The sequence below is a fragment of the Pseudomonas sp. LBUM1653 genome, from assembly GCF_059716115.1.
The window spans coordinates 4,749,231-4,763,702 of record NZ_CP166803.1 but is presented as its reverse complement, the minus strand read 5'-3'; the positions used below and the strand labels follow the sequence as shown (position 1 = coordinate 4,763,702).

11 protein-coding genes and 1 pseudogene are annotated in these 14,472 nt (G+C 60.4%); 7 read left to right on the top strand and 5 right to left on the bottom strand.

The window, feature by feature from the left end:
- Window positions 1–2,271 carry an ATP-dependent Clp protease ATP-binding subunit ClpA gene (gene clpA / locus ACA054_RS21410; protein ID WP_497635635.1) on the top strand — a complete coding sequence of 757 codons (2,271 nt, stop codon included), beginning with the start codon at window positions 1–3 and terminating at the stop codon, window positions 2,269–2,271.
- A 227-nt stretch (window positions 2,272–2,498) separates the two neighbouring features.
- Here clpA and infA read toward each other — a convergent pair whose 3' ends face one another.
- The 4 genes from infA to trxB all read right to left on the bottom strand — a co-directional run bounded on the left by infA (window position 2,499) and on the right by trxB (window position 5,296).
- Window positions 2,499–2,717, bottom strand: coding sequence for a translation initiation factor IF-1 (gene infA, locus ACA054_RS21405; protein ID WP_002553999.1), 219 nt, complete (start codon window positions 2,715–2,717; stop codon window positions 2,499–2,501).
- A gap of 111 nt (window positions 2,718–2,828) precedes the next feature.
- Window positions 2,829–3,536, bottom strand: coding sequence for an arginyltransferase (locus ACA054_RS21400; protein ID WP_497686052.1), 708 nt, complete (start codon window positions 3,534–3,536; stop codon window positions 2,829–2,831).
- Between the two features lie 56 nt (window positions 3,537–3,592).
- Window positions 3,593–4,273, bottom strand: a complete 681-nt coding sequence (gene aat / locus ACA054_RS21395; RefSeq protein ID WP_497686051.1) for a leucyl/phenylalanyl-tRNA--protein transferase — start codon at window positions 4,271–4,273, stop codon at window positions 3,593–3,595.
- Between the two features lie 63 nt (window positions 4,274–4,336).
- The gene (gene trxB, locus ACA054_RS21390) at window positions 4,337–5,296 is read right to left on the bottom strand and encodes a thioredoxin-disulfide reductase (protein ID WP_497686050.1); all 960 of its coding nucleotides are present in this window, start codon (window positions 5,294–5,296) and stop codon (window positions 4,337–4,339) included.
- 305 nt (window positions 5,297–5,601) lie between these two features.
- Here trxB and ACA054_RS21385 point away from each other — a divergent pair, with 305 nt between their 5' ends.
- The 6 genes from ACA054_RS21385 (at window position 5,602) to cysG (ending at window position 13,273) form a co-directional block, all read left to right on the top strand.
- The gene (locus tag ACA054_RS21385) at window positions 5,602–8,010 is read left to right on the top strand and encodes a DNA translocase FtsK (RefSeq protein WP_497686049.1); all 2,409 of its coding nucleotides are present in this window, start codon (window positions 5,602–5,604) and stop codon (window positions 8,008–8,010) included.
- A 67-nt stretch (window positions 8,011–8,077) separates the two neighbouring features.
- Window positions 8,078–8,701, top strand: coding sequence for an outer membrane lipoprotein periplasmic chaperone LolA (lolA, locus tag ACA054_RS21380; RefSeq protein WP_008062032.1), 624 nt, complete (start codon window positions 8,078–8,080; stop codon window positions 8,699–8,701).
- 184 nt (window positions 8,702–8,885) lie between these two features.
- Window positions 8,886–10,208, top strand: a complete 1,323-nt coding sequence (locus ACA054_RS21375) for a replication-associated recombination protein A (protein WP_497686048.1) — start codon at window positions 8,886–8,888, stop codon at window positions 10,206–10,208.
- Window positions 10,208–10,582: a fluoride efflux transporter CrcB gene (gene crcB / locus ACA054_RS21370; protein WP_497686047.1), complete on the top strand. Its 375-nt coding sequence runs from the start codon at window positions 10,208–10,210 to the stop codon at window positions 10,580–10,582. Before ACA054_RS21375 ends, crcB begins: the two co-directional genes overlap by 1 nt.
- A 15-nt stretch (window positions 10,583–10,597) precedes the next feature.
- The gene (gene serS / locus ACA054_RS21365; RefSeq protein WP_497635627.1) at window positions 10,598–11,878 is read left to right on the top strand and encodes a serine--tRNA ligase; all 1,281 of its coding nucleotides are present in this window, start codon (window positions 10,598–10,600) and stop codon (window positions 11,876–11,878) included.
- Complete coding sequence (gene cysG / locus ACA054_RS21360) at window positions 11,879–13,273, top strand: siroheme synthase CysG (RefSeq protein WP_497686046.1); 1,395 nt, start codon at window positions 11,879–11,881, stop codon at window positions 13,271–13,273.
- Window positions 13,274–13,405: 132 nt separating this feature from the next.
- Here the strand turns inward: cysG and ACA054_RS21355 are convergent.
- Window positions 13,406–14,404 (bottom strand): annotated as a pseudogene (locus ACA054_RS21355) (glutathione S-transferase family protein).
- Window positions 14,405–14,472 lie beyond the last annotated feature (68 nt).

Below are 14,472 nucleotides of genomic sequence, written 5' to 3'. Positions count from 1 at the left end.
ATGTTAAACCGCGAGCTCGAAGTCACCCTCAATCTTGCCTTCAAGGAGGCTCGTTCGAAGCGTCATGAATTCATGACCGTCGAACATCTCCTGCTGGCCCTATTGGACAATGAGGCTGCCGCCACCGTTTTGCGTGCGTGCGGCGCGAACCTCGACAAACTCAAGCATGACCTGCAGGAGTTCATCGACTCCACCACGCCATTGATCCCCGTGCATGACGAGGATCGTGAGACCCAGCCAACCCTGGGCTTCCAGCGTGTCCTGCAACGTGCTGTGTTTCACGTACAGAGCTCGGGCAAACGCGAAGTGACTGGCGCCAACGTGCTGGTCGCGATCTTCAGTGAGCAAGAGAGTCAGGCGGTGTTTCTGCTGAAACAGCAGAGCGTTGCGCGCATCGATGTCGTCAACTACATCGCCCATGGTATTTCCAAAGTGCCGGGGCACGGCGATCACTCTGAGGGTGAGCAAGATATGCAGGACGACGAGGGCGGTGAGTCTTCATCTTCAGGCAATCCACTGGATGCTTATGCCAGCAACCTTAATGAACTCGCGCGCCAGGGTCGAATCGATCCATTGGTAGGCCGTGAGATGGAAGTCGAGCGCGTCGCCCAGATCCTGGCCCGCCGCCGCAAGAACAATCCGCTGCTGGTGGGCGAGGCGGGCGTGGGTAAAACCGCGATTGCCGAAGGCCTGGCCAAGCGCATTGTCGACAACCAGGTGCCGGACCTGCTGGCCAACAGCGTGGTTTACTCCCTCGACCTGGGTGCTTTGCTGGCCGGGACCAAATACCGCGGCGATTTCGAGAAGCGCTTCAAGGCGTTGCTCAATGAGCTGAAAAAACGTCCGCAGGCGATCCTGTTCATCGACGAGATCCACACCATCATCGGGGCGGGTGCCGCGTCCGGTGGCGTCATGGATGCCTCGAACCTGCTCAAGCCGCTGCTGTCGTCCGGTGATATCCGCTGCATCGGTTCGACCACCTTCCAGGAATTCCGCGGGATCTTCGAGAAGGACCGTGCCTTGGCACGACGCTTCCAGAAGGTCGATGTGTCGGAGCCTTCGGTGGAAGACACCATCGGTATTCTGCGCGGCCTGAAAGGGCGTTTCGAGTCCCATCACAATATCGAATACAGTGATGAGGCCTTGCGCGCCGCTGCCGAACTGGCTTCGCGCTACATCAATGACCGGCACATGCCGGACAAGGCCATCGACGTCATCGACGAGGCGGGTGCCTACCAGCGCCTGCAGCCGGTGGAGAAACGGGTAAAACGCATCGAAGTGCCTCAAGTCGAGGACATCGTCGCGAAAATCGCGCGGATTCCGCCAAAACACGTCACCAGTTCCGATAAAGAGCTGCTGCGTAACCTTGAGCGTGACCTGAAGCTCACGGTGTTTGGTCAGGATGCTGCGATCGATTCGCTGGCGACCGCGATCAAACTGTCCCGTGCCGGCCTCAAGTCGCCTGACAAGCCAGTTGGTTCGTTCCTGTTCGCCGGTCCCACCGGTGTCGGTAAAACCGAAGCGGCACGGCAGCTGGCCAAGGCACTGGGGGTCGAGCTGATTCGCTTCGACATGTCCGAGTACATGGAGCGCCACACCGTATCGCGTTTGATCGGTGCGCCTCCAGGCTATGTCGGGTTCGATCAGGGCGGTCTGCTGACCGAAGCCATCACCAAGCAGCCACACTGCGTGCTGTTGCTCGATGAAATCGAGAAGGCGCATCCGGAAGTCTTCAACTTGCTGCTGCAGGTCATGGACCACGGGACGCTGACCGATAACAACGGGCGCAAGGCCGACTTCCGCAACGTGATCGTCATTATGACGACCAACGCCGGTGCCGAAACTGCAGCCCGTGCTTCGATCGGTTTCACCCATCAGGACCATTCGTCCGATGCGATGGAAGTGATAAAGAAGAGCTTCACGCCAGAGTTCCGCAACCGTCTGGACACCATCATCCAGTTTGGTCGCCTCAGCCATGAGGTCATCAAGAGCGTGGTGGACAAGTTCCTCACCGAACTTCAGGCGCAGCTGGAAGACAAGCGTGTGTTGCTGGAAGTCACCGATGCCGCCCGCAGCTGGTTGGCGGCCGGCGGTTACGACTCGGCGATGGGCGCACGTCCCATGGCGCGCCTGATCCAGGACAAGATCAAGCGTCCACTGGCGGAGGAGATCCTCTTTGGCGAACTGGCCGAACATGGCGGTGTGGTACACATCGACATCAAGGACGGCGAGCTGACCTTCGAGTTCGAAACCACGGCTGAAATGGCCTGACGTTAATCGCAGCACAGCAAAAAGGCGCCGATTGGCGCCTTTTTGCTGCCTGGTGTTTGTTCGCCGATTGATCGTTCCCACGCTCCGCGTGGGAATGCAGCCCGGGACGCTCCGCGTCCCTTCCAGAGCCGAACGCGGAGCGTCCGTTGAGGCATTCCCACGCAGAGCGTGGGAACGATCAGCAAACAAAAACGCCCGGCAATGCCGGGCGTCTTGTATTGACCTGATTAGCGAGCGCGGTAAGTGATGCGCCCTTTGCTCAAGTCATAGGGCGTCAGCTCGACGCGCACTTTGTCACCGGTAAGAATACGAATGTAGTTCTTGCGCATCTTGCCGGAAATATGCGCGGTTACGACGTGCCCATTTTCCAACTCCACACGAAACATGGTGTTGGGCAGGGTGTCGACGACAGTGCCTTCCATTTCGAAGCTGTCTTCTTTCGACATGCAGTAAAGCCCTCGGTGTCCAATGAATGGCCCGGTGCAACTGCGCCAGGCAAAAGCGGCGTGCATTGTGCCCGAAAAGTGGTGTTTAAGCCAAGGGGTTTAGGGCTTGCTCTAGTTCAGAATGACCCAGCGCTGGTTTATCAGCAGTTCGATGGGGCGATACTGGGTCTTGTAGCTCATTTTTTTACAGTTCTTGATCCAGTAGCCCAGGTAAACCGCGTCCAGCCCCAGGCGCCGGGCTTCGGTGATTTGCCAGAGTATGGCGTAGCGCCCCAGGCTGCGGCGCTCTTCGGCGGGCTCATAGAAGGTGTAGACTGCCGACAGACCGTTCGGCAGAAGGTCGGTGACGGCGAGGGCCAGCAACTGGCCCTGGAGGCGAAATTCGTAGAACCGTGAAAAAGGCAGGTCGCGGACCAGGAAGGTCGAAAACTGATCGCGACTGGGCGGGTACATGTCGCCATCGGCATGGCGTTCTTCGATGTAGCGCTGATAAAGATCGAAATATTCTTCGCTGAAACCTGGCTTGGCGGGGCGGACCTGCAAGTCGGCGTTGCGTTTGAAAATGCGTTTCTGCTGACGATTGGGTGTGAATTGCCCTACCGGAATGCGCGCCGGTACGCACGCATTGCAATTCTGGCAATGGGGTCGATACAGATGGTCGCCACTGCGCCGAAAACCCATTTCAGACAGATCTGCATAGACGTGCACATCCATGGGCTGGCTAGGATCGAGAAACAGGGTGGTGGCCTGCTCCTCGGGCAGATAACTGCAGGAGTGGGGTTGAGTGGCATAAAACTTCAAGCGCGCCAACTCGGTCATGATCAACCCTCGGGATAAGCTTTTGAATAAGTGTAAGCCACGCGCGCAAAAGTCGCTCAGTAAACCCAGGTTGCACGATTGGGCTGATCCAGATGCTGTGCCAGGTAATCGGCAAACACACGGCGCGGAATGGCCCGCGCACCCAGGCTGTGCAAATGATCGGTGGGCATCTGGCAATCGATGAGCACAAAACCCGAGTCTTTCAGATGTCGCACCAGTGTGGCAAAGCCAAATTTCGAGGCGTTGTCGGCAAGGCTGAACATGGATTCGCCGAAAAACAGCCGGCCCATCGCCAGGCCATACAGCCCGCCCACGAGTTCATCCTGGTCCCAGACCTCCACCGAATGCGCATGGCCGCGGTTGTGCAACTCGATATAGGCGTCCTGCATGGCCTCGGTAATCCAGGTGCCGTCCGCATACTCCCGGGGAGCGGCGCAGGCGCGGATGACCGCGGCAAAATCCTGATCGAAGGTCACCTGGTAGCGTTGCTGGCGCAGTAGTTTGTTCAGGCTACGGGACACGTGCAGTTCATCGGGAAACAGCACGGTGCGGGGGTCCGGCGACCACCAGAGAATCGGCTGGCCTTCGGAAAACCAGGGGAAACAACCATGGCGGTAAGCCTGGATCAATCGATCGGCGGACAGGTCGCCACCGGCCGCCAGCAATCCGTTGGGATCGCGCATGGCCTTTTCCAGCGCCGGGAACGTCAGGGTGTTGCGTTGTAACCAAGTCAGCATGGCGTCAGGGCTTACAGAAGGGGAGGGCGATGGCGGGCGTCGGGCCCGCCGTAAAGTGTGCCGTCAAACAGCGGGAATGTCGTCGAGGTATTTTTCCGCGTCCAGGGCGGCCATGCAGCCGGCGCCAGCGGAGGTGACGGCCTGGCGATACACGTGATCGGCGACGTCACCCGCGGCAAACACGCCTTCGATGGCGGTTGCCGTCGCATTGCCTTCGCTGCCGCCGTTTACCAGCAGATAACCATCACGCATTTCCAGTTGACCGGCGAACAGGTCAGTATTGGGCTTGTGACCGATGGCGATGAACACGCCAGTCAGCGGCAACTCCGTGAGTGCGCCGGTATGACTGTCGCGCAGGCGCGCGCCGGTCACGCCGCTGGCGTCGCCCAGTACCTCGTCCAGATTCTGGTTCCAGTGCAGGCGAATGTTGCCTTTGGCGGCTTTTTCAAAGAGTTTGTCCTGAAGAATCTTTTCCGAGCGCAACTTGTCGCGACGGTGAATCAGATGGACTTCCCTGGCAATGTTCGACAGATAAAGCGCTTCTTCAACAGCGGTATTGCCGCCGCCCACCACCGCGACCACCTGGTTGCGATAAAAGAAGCCGTCGCAGGTCGCGCAGGCTGAAACCCCTTTGCCCGCGAAGGTCTCTTCCGAAGGCAGCCCCAGATACTGTGCCGAGGCGCCAGTGGCAATAATCAGGGCGTCGCAGGTATAAGTGCCGCTGTCACCGATGAGTTCGAAGGGGCGCTGTTGCAACTTGGCGGTATGGATGTGGTCGTAAACAATCTCGGTGGCAAAGCGCTCGGCGTGTTTTTGCATGCGCTCCATCAGTACCGGGCCGGTCAGGCCTTCGACATCGCCAGGCCAGTTATCGACTTCCACGGTAGTAGTGAGCTGGCCACCTGCCTGTATGCCGGTAATGACAACGGGTTTGAGGTTGGCGCGAGCGGCATACACGGCTGCGCTGTAGCCCGCGGGACCGGAACCCAGGATGATCAGGCGGGAATGCTTCGCTTCGCTCATAAAAACACCTCATAAGCCTTTGTCACAAAAGAGAATGCGTGCTCAAATTGAGTCGCCCGTAATGTGCTGTTAACTATGCTACACCCAAGAGTTGCCAGCATGGCATCGTACGTACAAACCCGTACAATGCCTGGCTGTAACAGTGTTTGTAACAAAATAGGCATCGCGTTTCGTGTTTATGAAAACCGGTGCGCAGTGTTAAAAGTAGTCCCGGTTACGCCTGTTAACTTTTTTACCTGCCTGGATTGGGCAGTTTTATAGTCATTCAACAGATGGACGCGCCGTTGGCGCAGGAAAAACAGGTTTTGAAGAAATCCACCGCAGCACCCAAAACAGTCGTTCCACTCTGGCGCCAGCACTTGCACTACCGCCTCAAGGAAGGTGCATTGATCGCCATCGGTGCGTTGTGCCTGTTCCTGATGATGGCCTTGCTGACCTATGGCAAGGACGATCCGGGCTGGAGCCACAACAGCAAGATCGACGACGTGCAGAACTTCGGCGGCCCGGCGGGCTCCTACAGCGCCGATATCCTGTTCATGGTGCTGGGTTACTTTGCCTATATCTTCCCGCTGTTGCTGGCGATCAAGGCTTATCAGATCTTCCGTCAGCGCCACGAGCCGTGGGAGTGGAGCGGATGGCTGTTCTCCTGGCGCCTGATCGGCCTGGTGTTCCTGGTGCTGTCCGGTGCCGCGCTGGCGCACATCCATTTCCATGCCGCGACCGGTCTGCCGGCCGGCGCTGGCGGGGCGCTGGGCGAGAGCCTTGGCGACCTGGCGAAGAACGCGCTGAACATCCAGGGCAGCACGCTGCTGTTCATCGCCTTGTTCCTGTTCGGTCTCACGGTGTTCACCGACCTGTCATGGTTCAAGGTGATGGACGTTACCGGCAAGATCACCCTCGACCTGTTTGAACTGTTCCAGGGCGCCGCCAATCGCTGGTGGGCGGCCCGTACCGAGCGCAAGCAACTGGTGGCGCAACTGCGTGAAGTCGATGAGCGCGTGCACGATGTGGTCGCGCCGTCCGTCACCGACAAGCGTGAACAGGCCAAGGTCAAGGAGCGCCTGATCGAGCGCGAGCAGGCCCTGAGCAAGCACATGTCCGAGCGCGAGAAGCAGGTGCCGCCGGTGATCGCCCCGGCGCCACCCAAGCCGCCAGCGCCGAGCAAACGCGTGGAAAAAGAGAAACAAGCGCCGTTGTTTGTCGACAGCGCCGTGGAAGGCACCTTGCCGCCGATCTCGATTCTCGACCCGGCGGAAAAGAAACAACTCAATTACTCGCCGGAATCCCTGGCGGCCGTCGGCCACCTGCTGGAAATCAAGCTCAAGGAATTCGGCGTCGAAGTCACCGTGGATTCGATCCACCCGGGTCCGGTGATTACCCGTTACGAGATCCAGCCAGCGGCGGGGGTCAAGGTCAGCCGGATCTCCAACCTGGCGAAAGACCTGGCGCGGTCCCTGGCCGTGACCAGTGTGCGTGTGGTGGAAGTGATTCCGGGCAAGACCACGGTCGGTATCGAGATTCCCAACGAAGACCGGCAGATCGTGCGCTTCTCCGAAGTGCTGTCGACCCCCGAGTTCGACAACTTCAAGTCCCCTGTGACCCTGGCCCTGGGCCATGACATCGGCGGCAAGCCGGTGATCACTGACCTGGCGAAGATGCCGCACCTGCTGGTGGCCGGTACCACCGGTTCCGGTAAGTCGGTGGGGGTGAACGCGATGATCCTGTCGATCCTGTTCAAGTCTGGCCCGGAAGACGCCAAGCTGATCATGATCGACCCGAAAATGCTCGAGCTGTCGATCTACGAAGGCATTCCGCACCTGCTGTGCCCGGTGGTCACCGACATGAAGGACGCCGCCAACGCCCTGCGCTGGAGCGTCGCCGAGATGGAACGGCGCTACAAGCTGATGGCGAAGATGGGCGTGCGTAACCTGTCCGGCTTCAATGCCAAGGTCAAGGAAGCCCAGGACGCCGGCGAGCCGTTGAGCGATCCGCTGTACAAGCGCGAAAGCATCCACGACGAAGCGCCGTTGCTGCAGAAGCTGCCGACCATCGTCGTGGTGGTCGACGAATTCGCCGACATGATGATGATCGTCGGCAAGAAGGTTGAAGAACTGATCGCCCGTATCGCCCAGAAGGCGCGGGCGGCCGGTATCCACCTGATCCTCGCGACCCAGCGTCCGTCGGTGGATGTGATCACCGGTCTGATCAAGGCCAACATCCCGACCCGCATGGCGTTCCAGGTATCGAGCAAGATCGACTCGCGGACCATCATCGACCAAGGCGGCGCCGAACAATTGCTGGGTCACGGTGACATGTTGTACATGCCGCCCGGCACCAGCTTGCCGATCCGTGTCCACGGTGCCTTCGTTTCCGACGATGAGGTTCACCGCGTGGTCGAGGCCTGGAAACTGCGCGGTGCGCCGGAATACAACGACGACATCCTCAACGGTGTCGAAGAGGCGGGCAGCGGCTTTGAAGGCAGCAGCGGTGGCGGCGACGGCGATGATCCCGAGGCCGACGCGCTGTATGACGAAGCGGTGCAGTTCGTCCTGGAAAGCCGTCGCGCGTCCATCTCCGCGGTTCAGCGCAAGCTGAAGATCGGCTACAACCGCGCCGCGCGCATGATCGAAGCCATGGAAATGGCCGGGGTCGTGACGTCCATGAACACCAACGGTTCGCGTGAAGTCCTGGCCCCTGGCCCGGTACGCGACTGACCTGAACTGAAAAGGGGCGGCGTCTTGAGGCGCCGCCCGCACTCCCACGAATGTTATGAGGACTCCCATGCGTCTGATCCGCATGCTGTTGCTGCCGGTACTGGCTTTGAGCACGCTCTCGGCCCACGCCGATGACAAGGACGTGGCACGCCTGACCCAATTGCTGGAAAAATCCCAGACCCTGACCGCGCGTTTCTCCCAGCTGACCCTCGATGGTACGGGTACCCAGTTGCAGGAAACCGCCGGCGAGATGTCGCTGCAGCGTCCGGGGCTGTTCTATTGGCACACCAATGCGCCTGCCGAGCAGACCATGGTCTCCGACGGGAAAAAGGTCACCCTGTGGGACCCGGATCTGGAGCAGGCCACGATCAAGAACCTCGATCAGCGCCTGACCCAGACGCCAGCGCTGCTGCTGTCCGGTGACGTGTCGAAGATCAGCCAGAGCTTCGATATCAGCGCCAAGGAAGCCGGCGGCGTGATCGACTTCACCTTGAAGCCCAAGACCAAGGACACCCTGTTCGACAGCCTGCGCCTGTCGTTCCGCAATGGCCTGGTGAATGACATGCAGCTGATCGACAGTGTCGGCCAGCGCACCAATATCCTGTTCACCGGGGTGAAGGCCAACGAACCGATCCCGGCGTCCAAGTTCAAGTTCGATATTCCTAAGGGTGCGGATGTAATCCAGGAATAAGGAGCACGACATGACACCTGTGGGAGCGAGCCTGCTCGCGATGAATTCGGATACGCCGCGCTGGGTCAGGCGGTCATCTTTATCGTTGACGACCATCGCGAGCAGGCTCGCTCCCACAGGGAGATTGTGGTGTTCAGCAGATTAATGATCGGCACCGGGACCCAGTGAGGTTTCAGAGGTAGTGATGGACCTGTTTCGCAGCACCCCAATCGCCCAACCCCTGGCCGCCCGTTTGCGGGCGGCCAACCTGGACGAGTATGTCGGTCAGGAACACGTGCTCGCTCGCGGCAAACCCTTGCGCGAAGCGCTGGAACAGGGTGCCCTGCATTCGATGATTTTCTGGGGACCGCCGGGGGTGGGCAAGACCACCCTGGCGCGGTTGCTGGCGGAAGTATCGGAGGCGCATTTCGAAACGGTGTCGGCGGTGTTGGCCGGGGTGAAGGAAATCCGCCAGGCAGTGGAAATCGCCAAGCAGCAGGCCGCGCAGTACGGCCGCCGGACGATTCTGTTCGTCGACGAAGTGCATCGCTTCAACAAGTCCCAGCAGGATGCGTTCCTGCCTTATGTCGAAGACGGCACGCTGATTTTCATTGGCGCGACCACGGAAAACCCCTCGTTCGAACTCAACAACGCCTTGCTGTCCCGGGCGCGGGTCTATGTGCTCAAAAGCCTCGACGAAGCCGCCTTGCGCAAACTGGTGCACCGCGCGCTGACCGAAGAGCGCGGCCTGGGCAAGCGCAACCTGACCCTCAGCGATGAAGGCTTCCAGATGCTGCTGGCGGCCGCCGATGGCGATGGCCGGCGCTTGCTCAATCTTCTGGAAAACGCCTCGGACCTGGCCGAAGACAACAGCGAGATCGGCACCGATCTGCTGCAAAGCCTGCTCGGTGATACCCGCCGGCGTTTCGACAAGGGGGGCGAAGCGTTCTACGACCAGATCTCCGCGCTGCACAAGTCCGTGCGCGGCTCCAACCCCGACGGCGCGTTGTACTGGTTCGCGCGCATGATCGATGGCGGCTGCGATCCGCTGTACCTGGCCCGGCGCGTGGTGCGCATGGCCAGCGAAGACATCGGCAATGCCGACCCGCGTGCGCTGAGCCTGTGCCTGGCGGCGTGGGAAGTGCAGGAGCGCCTCGGCAGCCCGGAAGGCGAACTGGCGGTGGCCCAGGCCATCACTTATCTGGCTTGCGCGCCGAAAAGCAACGCGGTGTACATGGGCTTCAAGACCGCACTGCGTGCCGCCGCCGAGCACGGCTCGCTGGAAGTGCCGCTGCACCTGCGCAACGCGCCGACCAAGCTGATGAAACAGCTCGGCTATGGCGACGAATACCGTTATGCCCACGACGAACCTGATGCCTACGCCGCCGGGGAAGACTACTTCCCGGAAGAACTTGACCCTATCCCGTTCTATCAGCCGGTGCCCCGTGGCCTGGAGCTGAAGATTGGCGAAAAGCTCAACCACCTGGCGAAACTCGACCGTTTAAGCCCCCGGCAGCGGAGAAAATAGTGCTTGCCTTGATCGTTGCAGTTTCCGTCGGCGGGATGGCCGGCACCTTGCTACGCTTTGCCACGGGTAACTGGATCAACGCTAATTGGCCGCGGCACTTCTATACCGCGACGCTGGCCGTTAATATCGTCGGCTGTTTGCTGATCGGCGTTTTATACGGTCTGTTTTTGCTACGCCCGGAGGTGCCGATCGAGGTGCGCGCCGGGTTGATCGTCGGCTTCCTCGGAGGGCTGACGACTTTTTCATCCTTTTCACTGGATACGCTGCGCCTGCTGGAAAGCGGGCAGGTGCCTCTGGCCCTGGGCTATGCTGCCATCAGCGTATTCGGCGGGCTGCTCGCCACCTGGGCTGGCCTGTCCTTGACCAAACTTTGATTACGAGAGACCGACATGCTCGATTCCAAACTGTTACGTAGCAACCTTCAGGACGTAGCGGACCGCCTGGCATCCCGTGGCTTTGCCCTGGATGTCGCGCGCATCGAAGCGCTGGAAGAACAGCGCAAGACCGTCCAGACCCGCACCGAAGCACTGCAGGCTGAACGTAACGCGCGCTCCAAATCCATCGGTCAGGCCAAGCAGCGCGGCGAAGACATCGCGCCGTTGATGGCAGATGTCGAGCGCATGGCGGGCGAATTGAGCGCCGGTAAAGTCGAACTGGACGCGATCCAGACCGAGCTGGACTCGATCGTGCTCGGCATTCCCAACTTGCCGCATGAATCGGTGCCGATCGGCGAAGACGAAGACGGCAACGTCGAAGTGCGCCGCTGGGGCACGCCGACCGCGTTCGATTTCCCGGTGCAGGACCACGTCGCCCTGGGCGAAAAGTTCGGCTGGCTGGACTTCGAGACCGCCGCCAAGCTGTCCGGCGCCCGATTCGCTCTGTTGCGCGGCCCGATCGCCCGCCTGCATCGCGCCCTGGCGCAGTTCATGATCAACCTGCACGTCACCGAGCACGGCTACGAAGAGGCCTACACGCCTTATCTGGTCCAGGCCCCGGCGCTGCAAGGCACCGGTCAACTGCCGAAATTCGAAGAAGACCTGTTCAAGATCGCGCGCGAAGGCGAAGCCGATCTGTACCTGATCCCGACCGCCGAAGTGTCGCTGACCAACATCGTCGCCGGCGAAATCGTCGATTCGAAACTGCTGCCGATCAAGTTCGTTGCCCACACTCCGTGCTTCCGCAGTGAAGCCGGCGCGTCGGGTCGCGACACCCGCGGCATGATCCGTCAGCACCAGTTCGACAAGGTCGAGATGGTGCAGATCGTCGAGCCGTCGACGTCGATGGAAGCGCTGGAAGGCCTGACCGCCAACGCCGAGAAAGTCCTGCAACTGCTCGAATTGCCTTATCGCACGATTGCCCTGTGCACCGGCGACATGGGCTTCAGTGCGGTCAAGACCTATGACCTGGAAGTGTGGATTCCGAGCCAGGACAAATACCGCGAAATCTCGTCGTGCTCCAACTGCGGCGACTTCCAGGCCCGCCGTATGCAAGCGCGTTTCCGCAACCCGGAAACCGGCAAGCCGGAACTGGTACACACCCTGAACGGTTCCGGCCTGGCGGTCGGTCGTACCCTGGTGGCGGTGCTGGAAAACTACCAGCAGGCCGACGGTTCGATCCGTATCCCTGAGGTGCTCAAGCCGTACATGGGTGGCCTTGAGGTCATCGGCTAAATGAACTATCTGCCGCTGTTCCATAACCTTCGCGGCAGTCGTGTGTTGGTCGTCGGTGGGGGGGAGATTGCCTTGCGCAAATCCCGCCTGCTGGCCGATGCCGGTGCGCTGCTGCGGGTGGTCGCACCTGAAATCGAAACGCAGCTGCGTGAACTGGTCAGCGCCAGCGCTGGCGAGTGCCTGGTGCGCGGTTACGTCGAGACGGATCTGGACGGCTGCGCGCTGATCATTGCTGCCACCGACGACGAAGCGCTTAACGCACAAGTGTCCGCCGATGCCCATCGGCGTTGTGTGCCGGTCAATGTGGTGGACGCGCCAGCCTTGTGCAGCGTGATCTTCCCGGCCATCGTCGACCGCTCACCGCTGATCATTGCCGTGTCCAGCGGTGGCGATGCGCCGGTGCTGGCGCGGTTGATCCGCGCCAAGATTGAAACCTGGATTCCTTCTACCTACGGCCAACTGGCTGGCCTGGCGGCGCGTTTCCGTCACGAGGTGAAAAAGCTGTTCCCGGATGTGCAGCAGCGCCGCGCGTTCTGGGAAGACGTCTTCCAGGGCCCGATTGCCGATCGGCAACTGGCCGGGCAGGGCGGTGAAGCCGAGCGTTTGCTGCAGGCGAAAATCGCTGGAGAAGCGCCGGTGGCCACCGGTGAGGTGTATCTGGTGGGCGCAGGTCCTGGTGATCCGGACCTGCTGACATTCCGCGCCTTGCGCCTGATGCAGCAAGCCGACGTGGTGCTGTACGACCGCTTGGTAGCACCGGCGATTCTTGAGTTGTGCCGGCGCGATGCCGAGCGCGTCTACGTTGGCAAGCGCCGCTCCGATCACGCCGTGCCGCAGGACCAGATCAACCAGCAATTGGTCGACCTGGCGAAGCAAGGCAAGCGTGTGGTGCGGTTGAAGGGTGGCGATCCGTTCATCTTCGGCCGCGGCGGTGAAGAGATCGAAGAACTGGCGGCTCATGGCATCCCGTTCCAGGTCGTACCGGGCATCACGGCGGCCAGCGGTTGCGCCGCCTATGCCGGGATACCGCTGACCCACCGTGATTACGCGCAGTCAGTGCGGTTTATTACCGGTCACTTGAAGGACGGCTCCACCGATCTACCGTGGGCCGACCTGGTCGCGCCGGCGCAGACGCTGGTGTTCTACATGGGGTTGGTGGGTTTGCCGAGCATCTGCGAGCAGTTGATCAAGCATGGTCGCGGGGCGGATACCCCGGCGGCGTTGATCCAGCAGGGCACCACGGTCAATCAGCGGGTGTTCACCGGCACCCTGGCGGACCTGCCTCGACTGGTGGCGGAGCATGAAGTGCATGCGCCGACGCTGGTGATCGTGGGGGAAGTGGTGCAACTGCGCGAGAAACTGGCGTGGTTCGAAGGGGCTCAGGCGCAGCTCTGAATCTCTGCAACCGATCGTTCCCACGCTCTGCGTGGGAATGCCGCCAGGGACGCTCCGCGTTCCGCTTCTAATGCTGTGACGCGGAGCGTCACGGGATGCATTCCCACGCGGAGCGTGGGAACGATCAAAACCTCAGGCCTTGCGCCAAACCCCTTTCCCACTCAACCGCGCCCGATCATGGCTCGCGGTGAAATCCTGCGCGGGCCCTTTCGGCACGATACCCGTCGGGTTGATGGTCTTGTGGCTGCCGTAGTAGTGGTTCTTGATGTGTTCGAAATCCACCGTCTCGGCAATCCCCCGCCACTGGTAAATCTCCCGCAGCCAGTTCGACAGGTTCGGATAATCGGCTATCCGCTTCAGGTTGCACTTGAAGTGACCGTAATACACCGCGTCGAAACGAATCAGCGTAGTGAACAGGCGGATGTCCGCTTCGGTCAGGTACTCACCGGTCAGGTAGCGATTGGCACTTAACAACTGCTCCAGCCGATCCAGTTCTGCAAACAATTCATCGAAGGCTTCTTCATAAGCGGTTTGCGACGTGGCAAACCCGGCCCGATACACGCCGTTGTTCACCGCCGGATAAATCCGCTCGTTTAACGCATCAATTTCGCCACGCAACGGTGCCGGATAGAAATCCAGGTCATTGCCGGTCAGCTCATCGAAGGCGCCATTGAACATGCGGATGATTTCCGCCGATTCATTGTTGACGATGCGATGCTGCTGTTTGTCCCAGAGCACCGGCACCGTGACGCGGCCGGTGTAGTCGGCGGTATCGGCGGTGTAGCGCTGGTGCATGAAGTCAAAGTGATCGAGTTTGTCGCCGGTGGAGCCGTGGGACTTGTCGAAAGTCCAACCGTTCTCCAGCATCAAATAGCTGACCACCGACACGTCGATCAGGCTTTCAAGGCCCTTGAGTTTGCGCAGGATCAGCGTGCGGTGGGCCCACGGACAGGCGAGGGACACGTAGAGGTGATAGCGGCCCGGCTCGGCAGCAAAACTACCGACACCACTGGGGCCGGGTTGGCCGTCAGCGGTGACCCAGTTGCGACGCTACGCCTGTTCACGCTGGAACGTGCCGTCCTTGCTTTCGTACCACTTGTCTTGCCAGCGACCTTCAACTAACAAACCCATGTCCGAGACTCCTCAACCGATAAGCGTTGGAGAGGAGTCTAGGCTGATAGGTTCGATAAAAAAGCGCA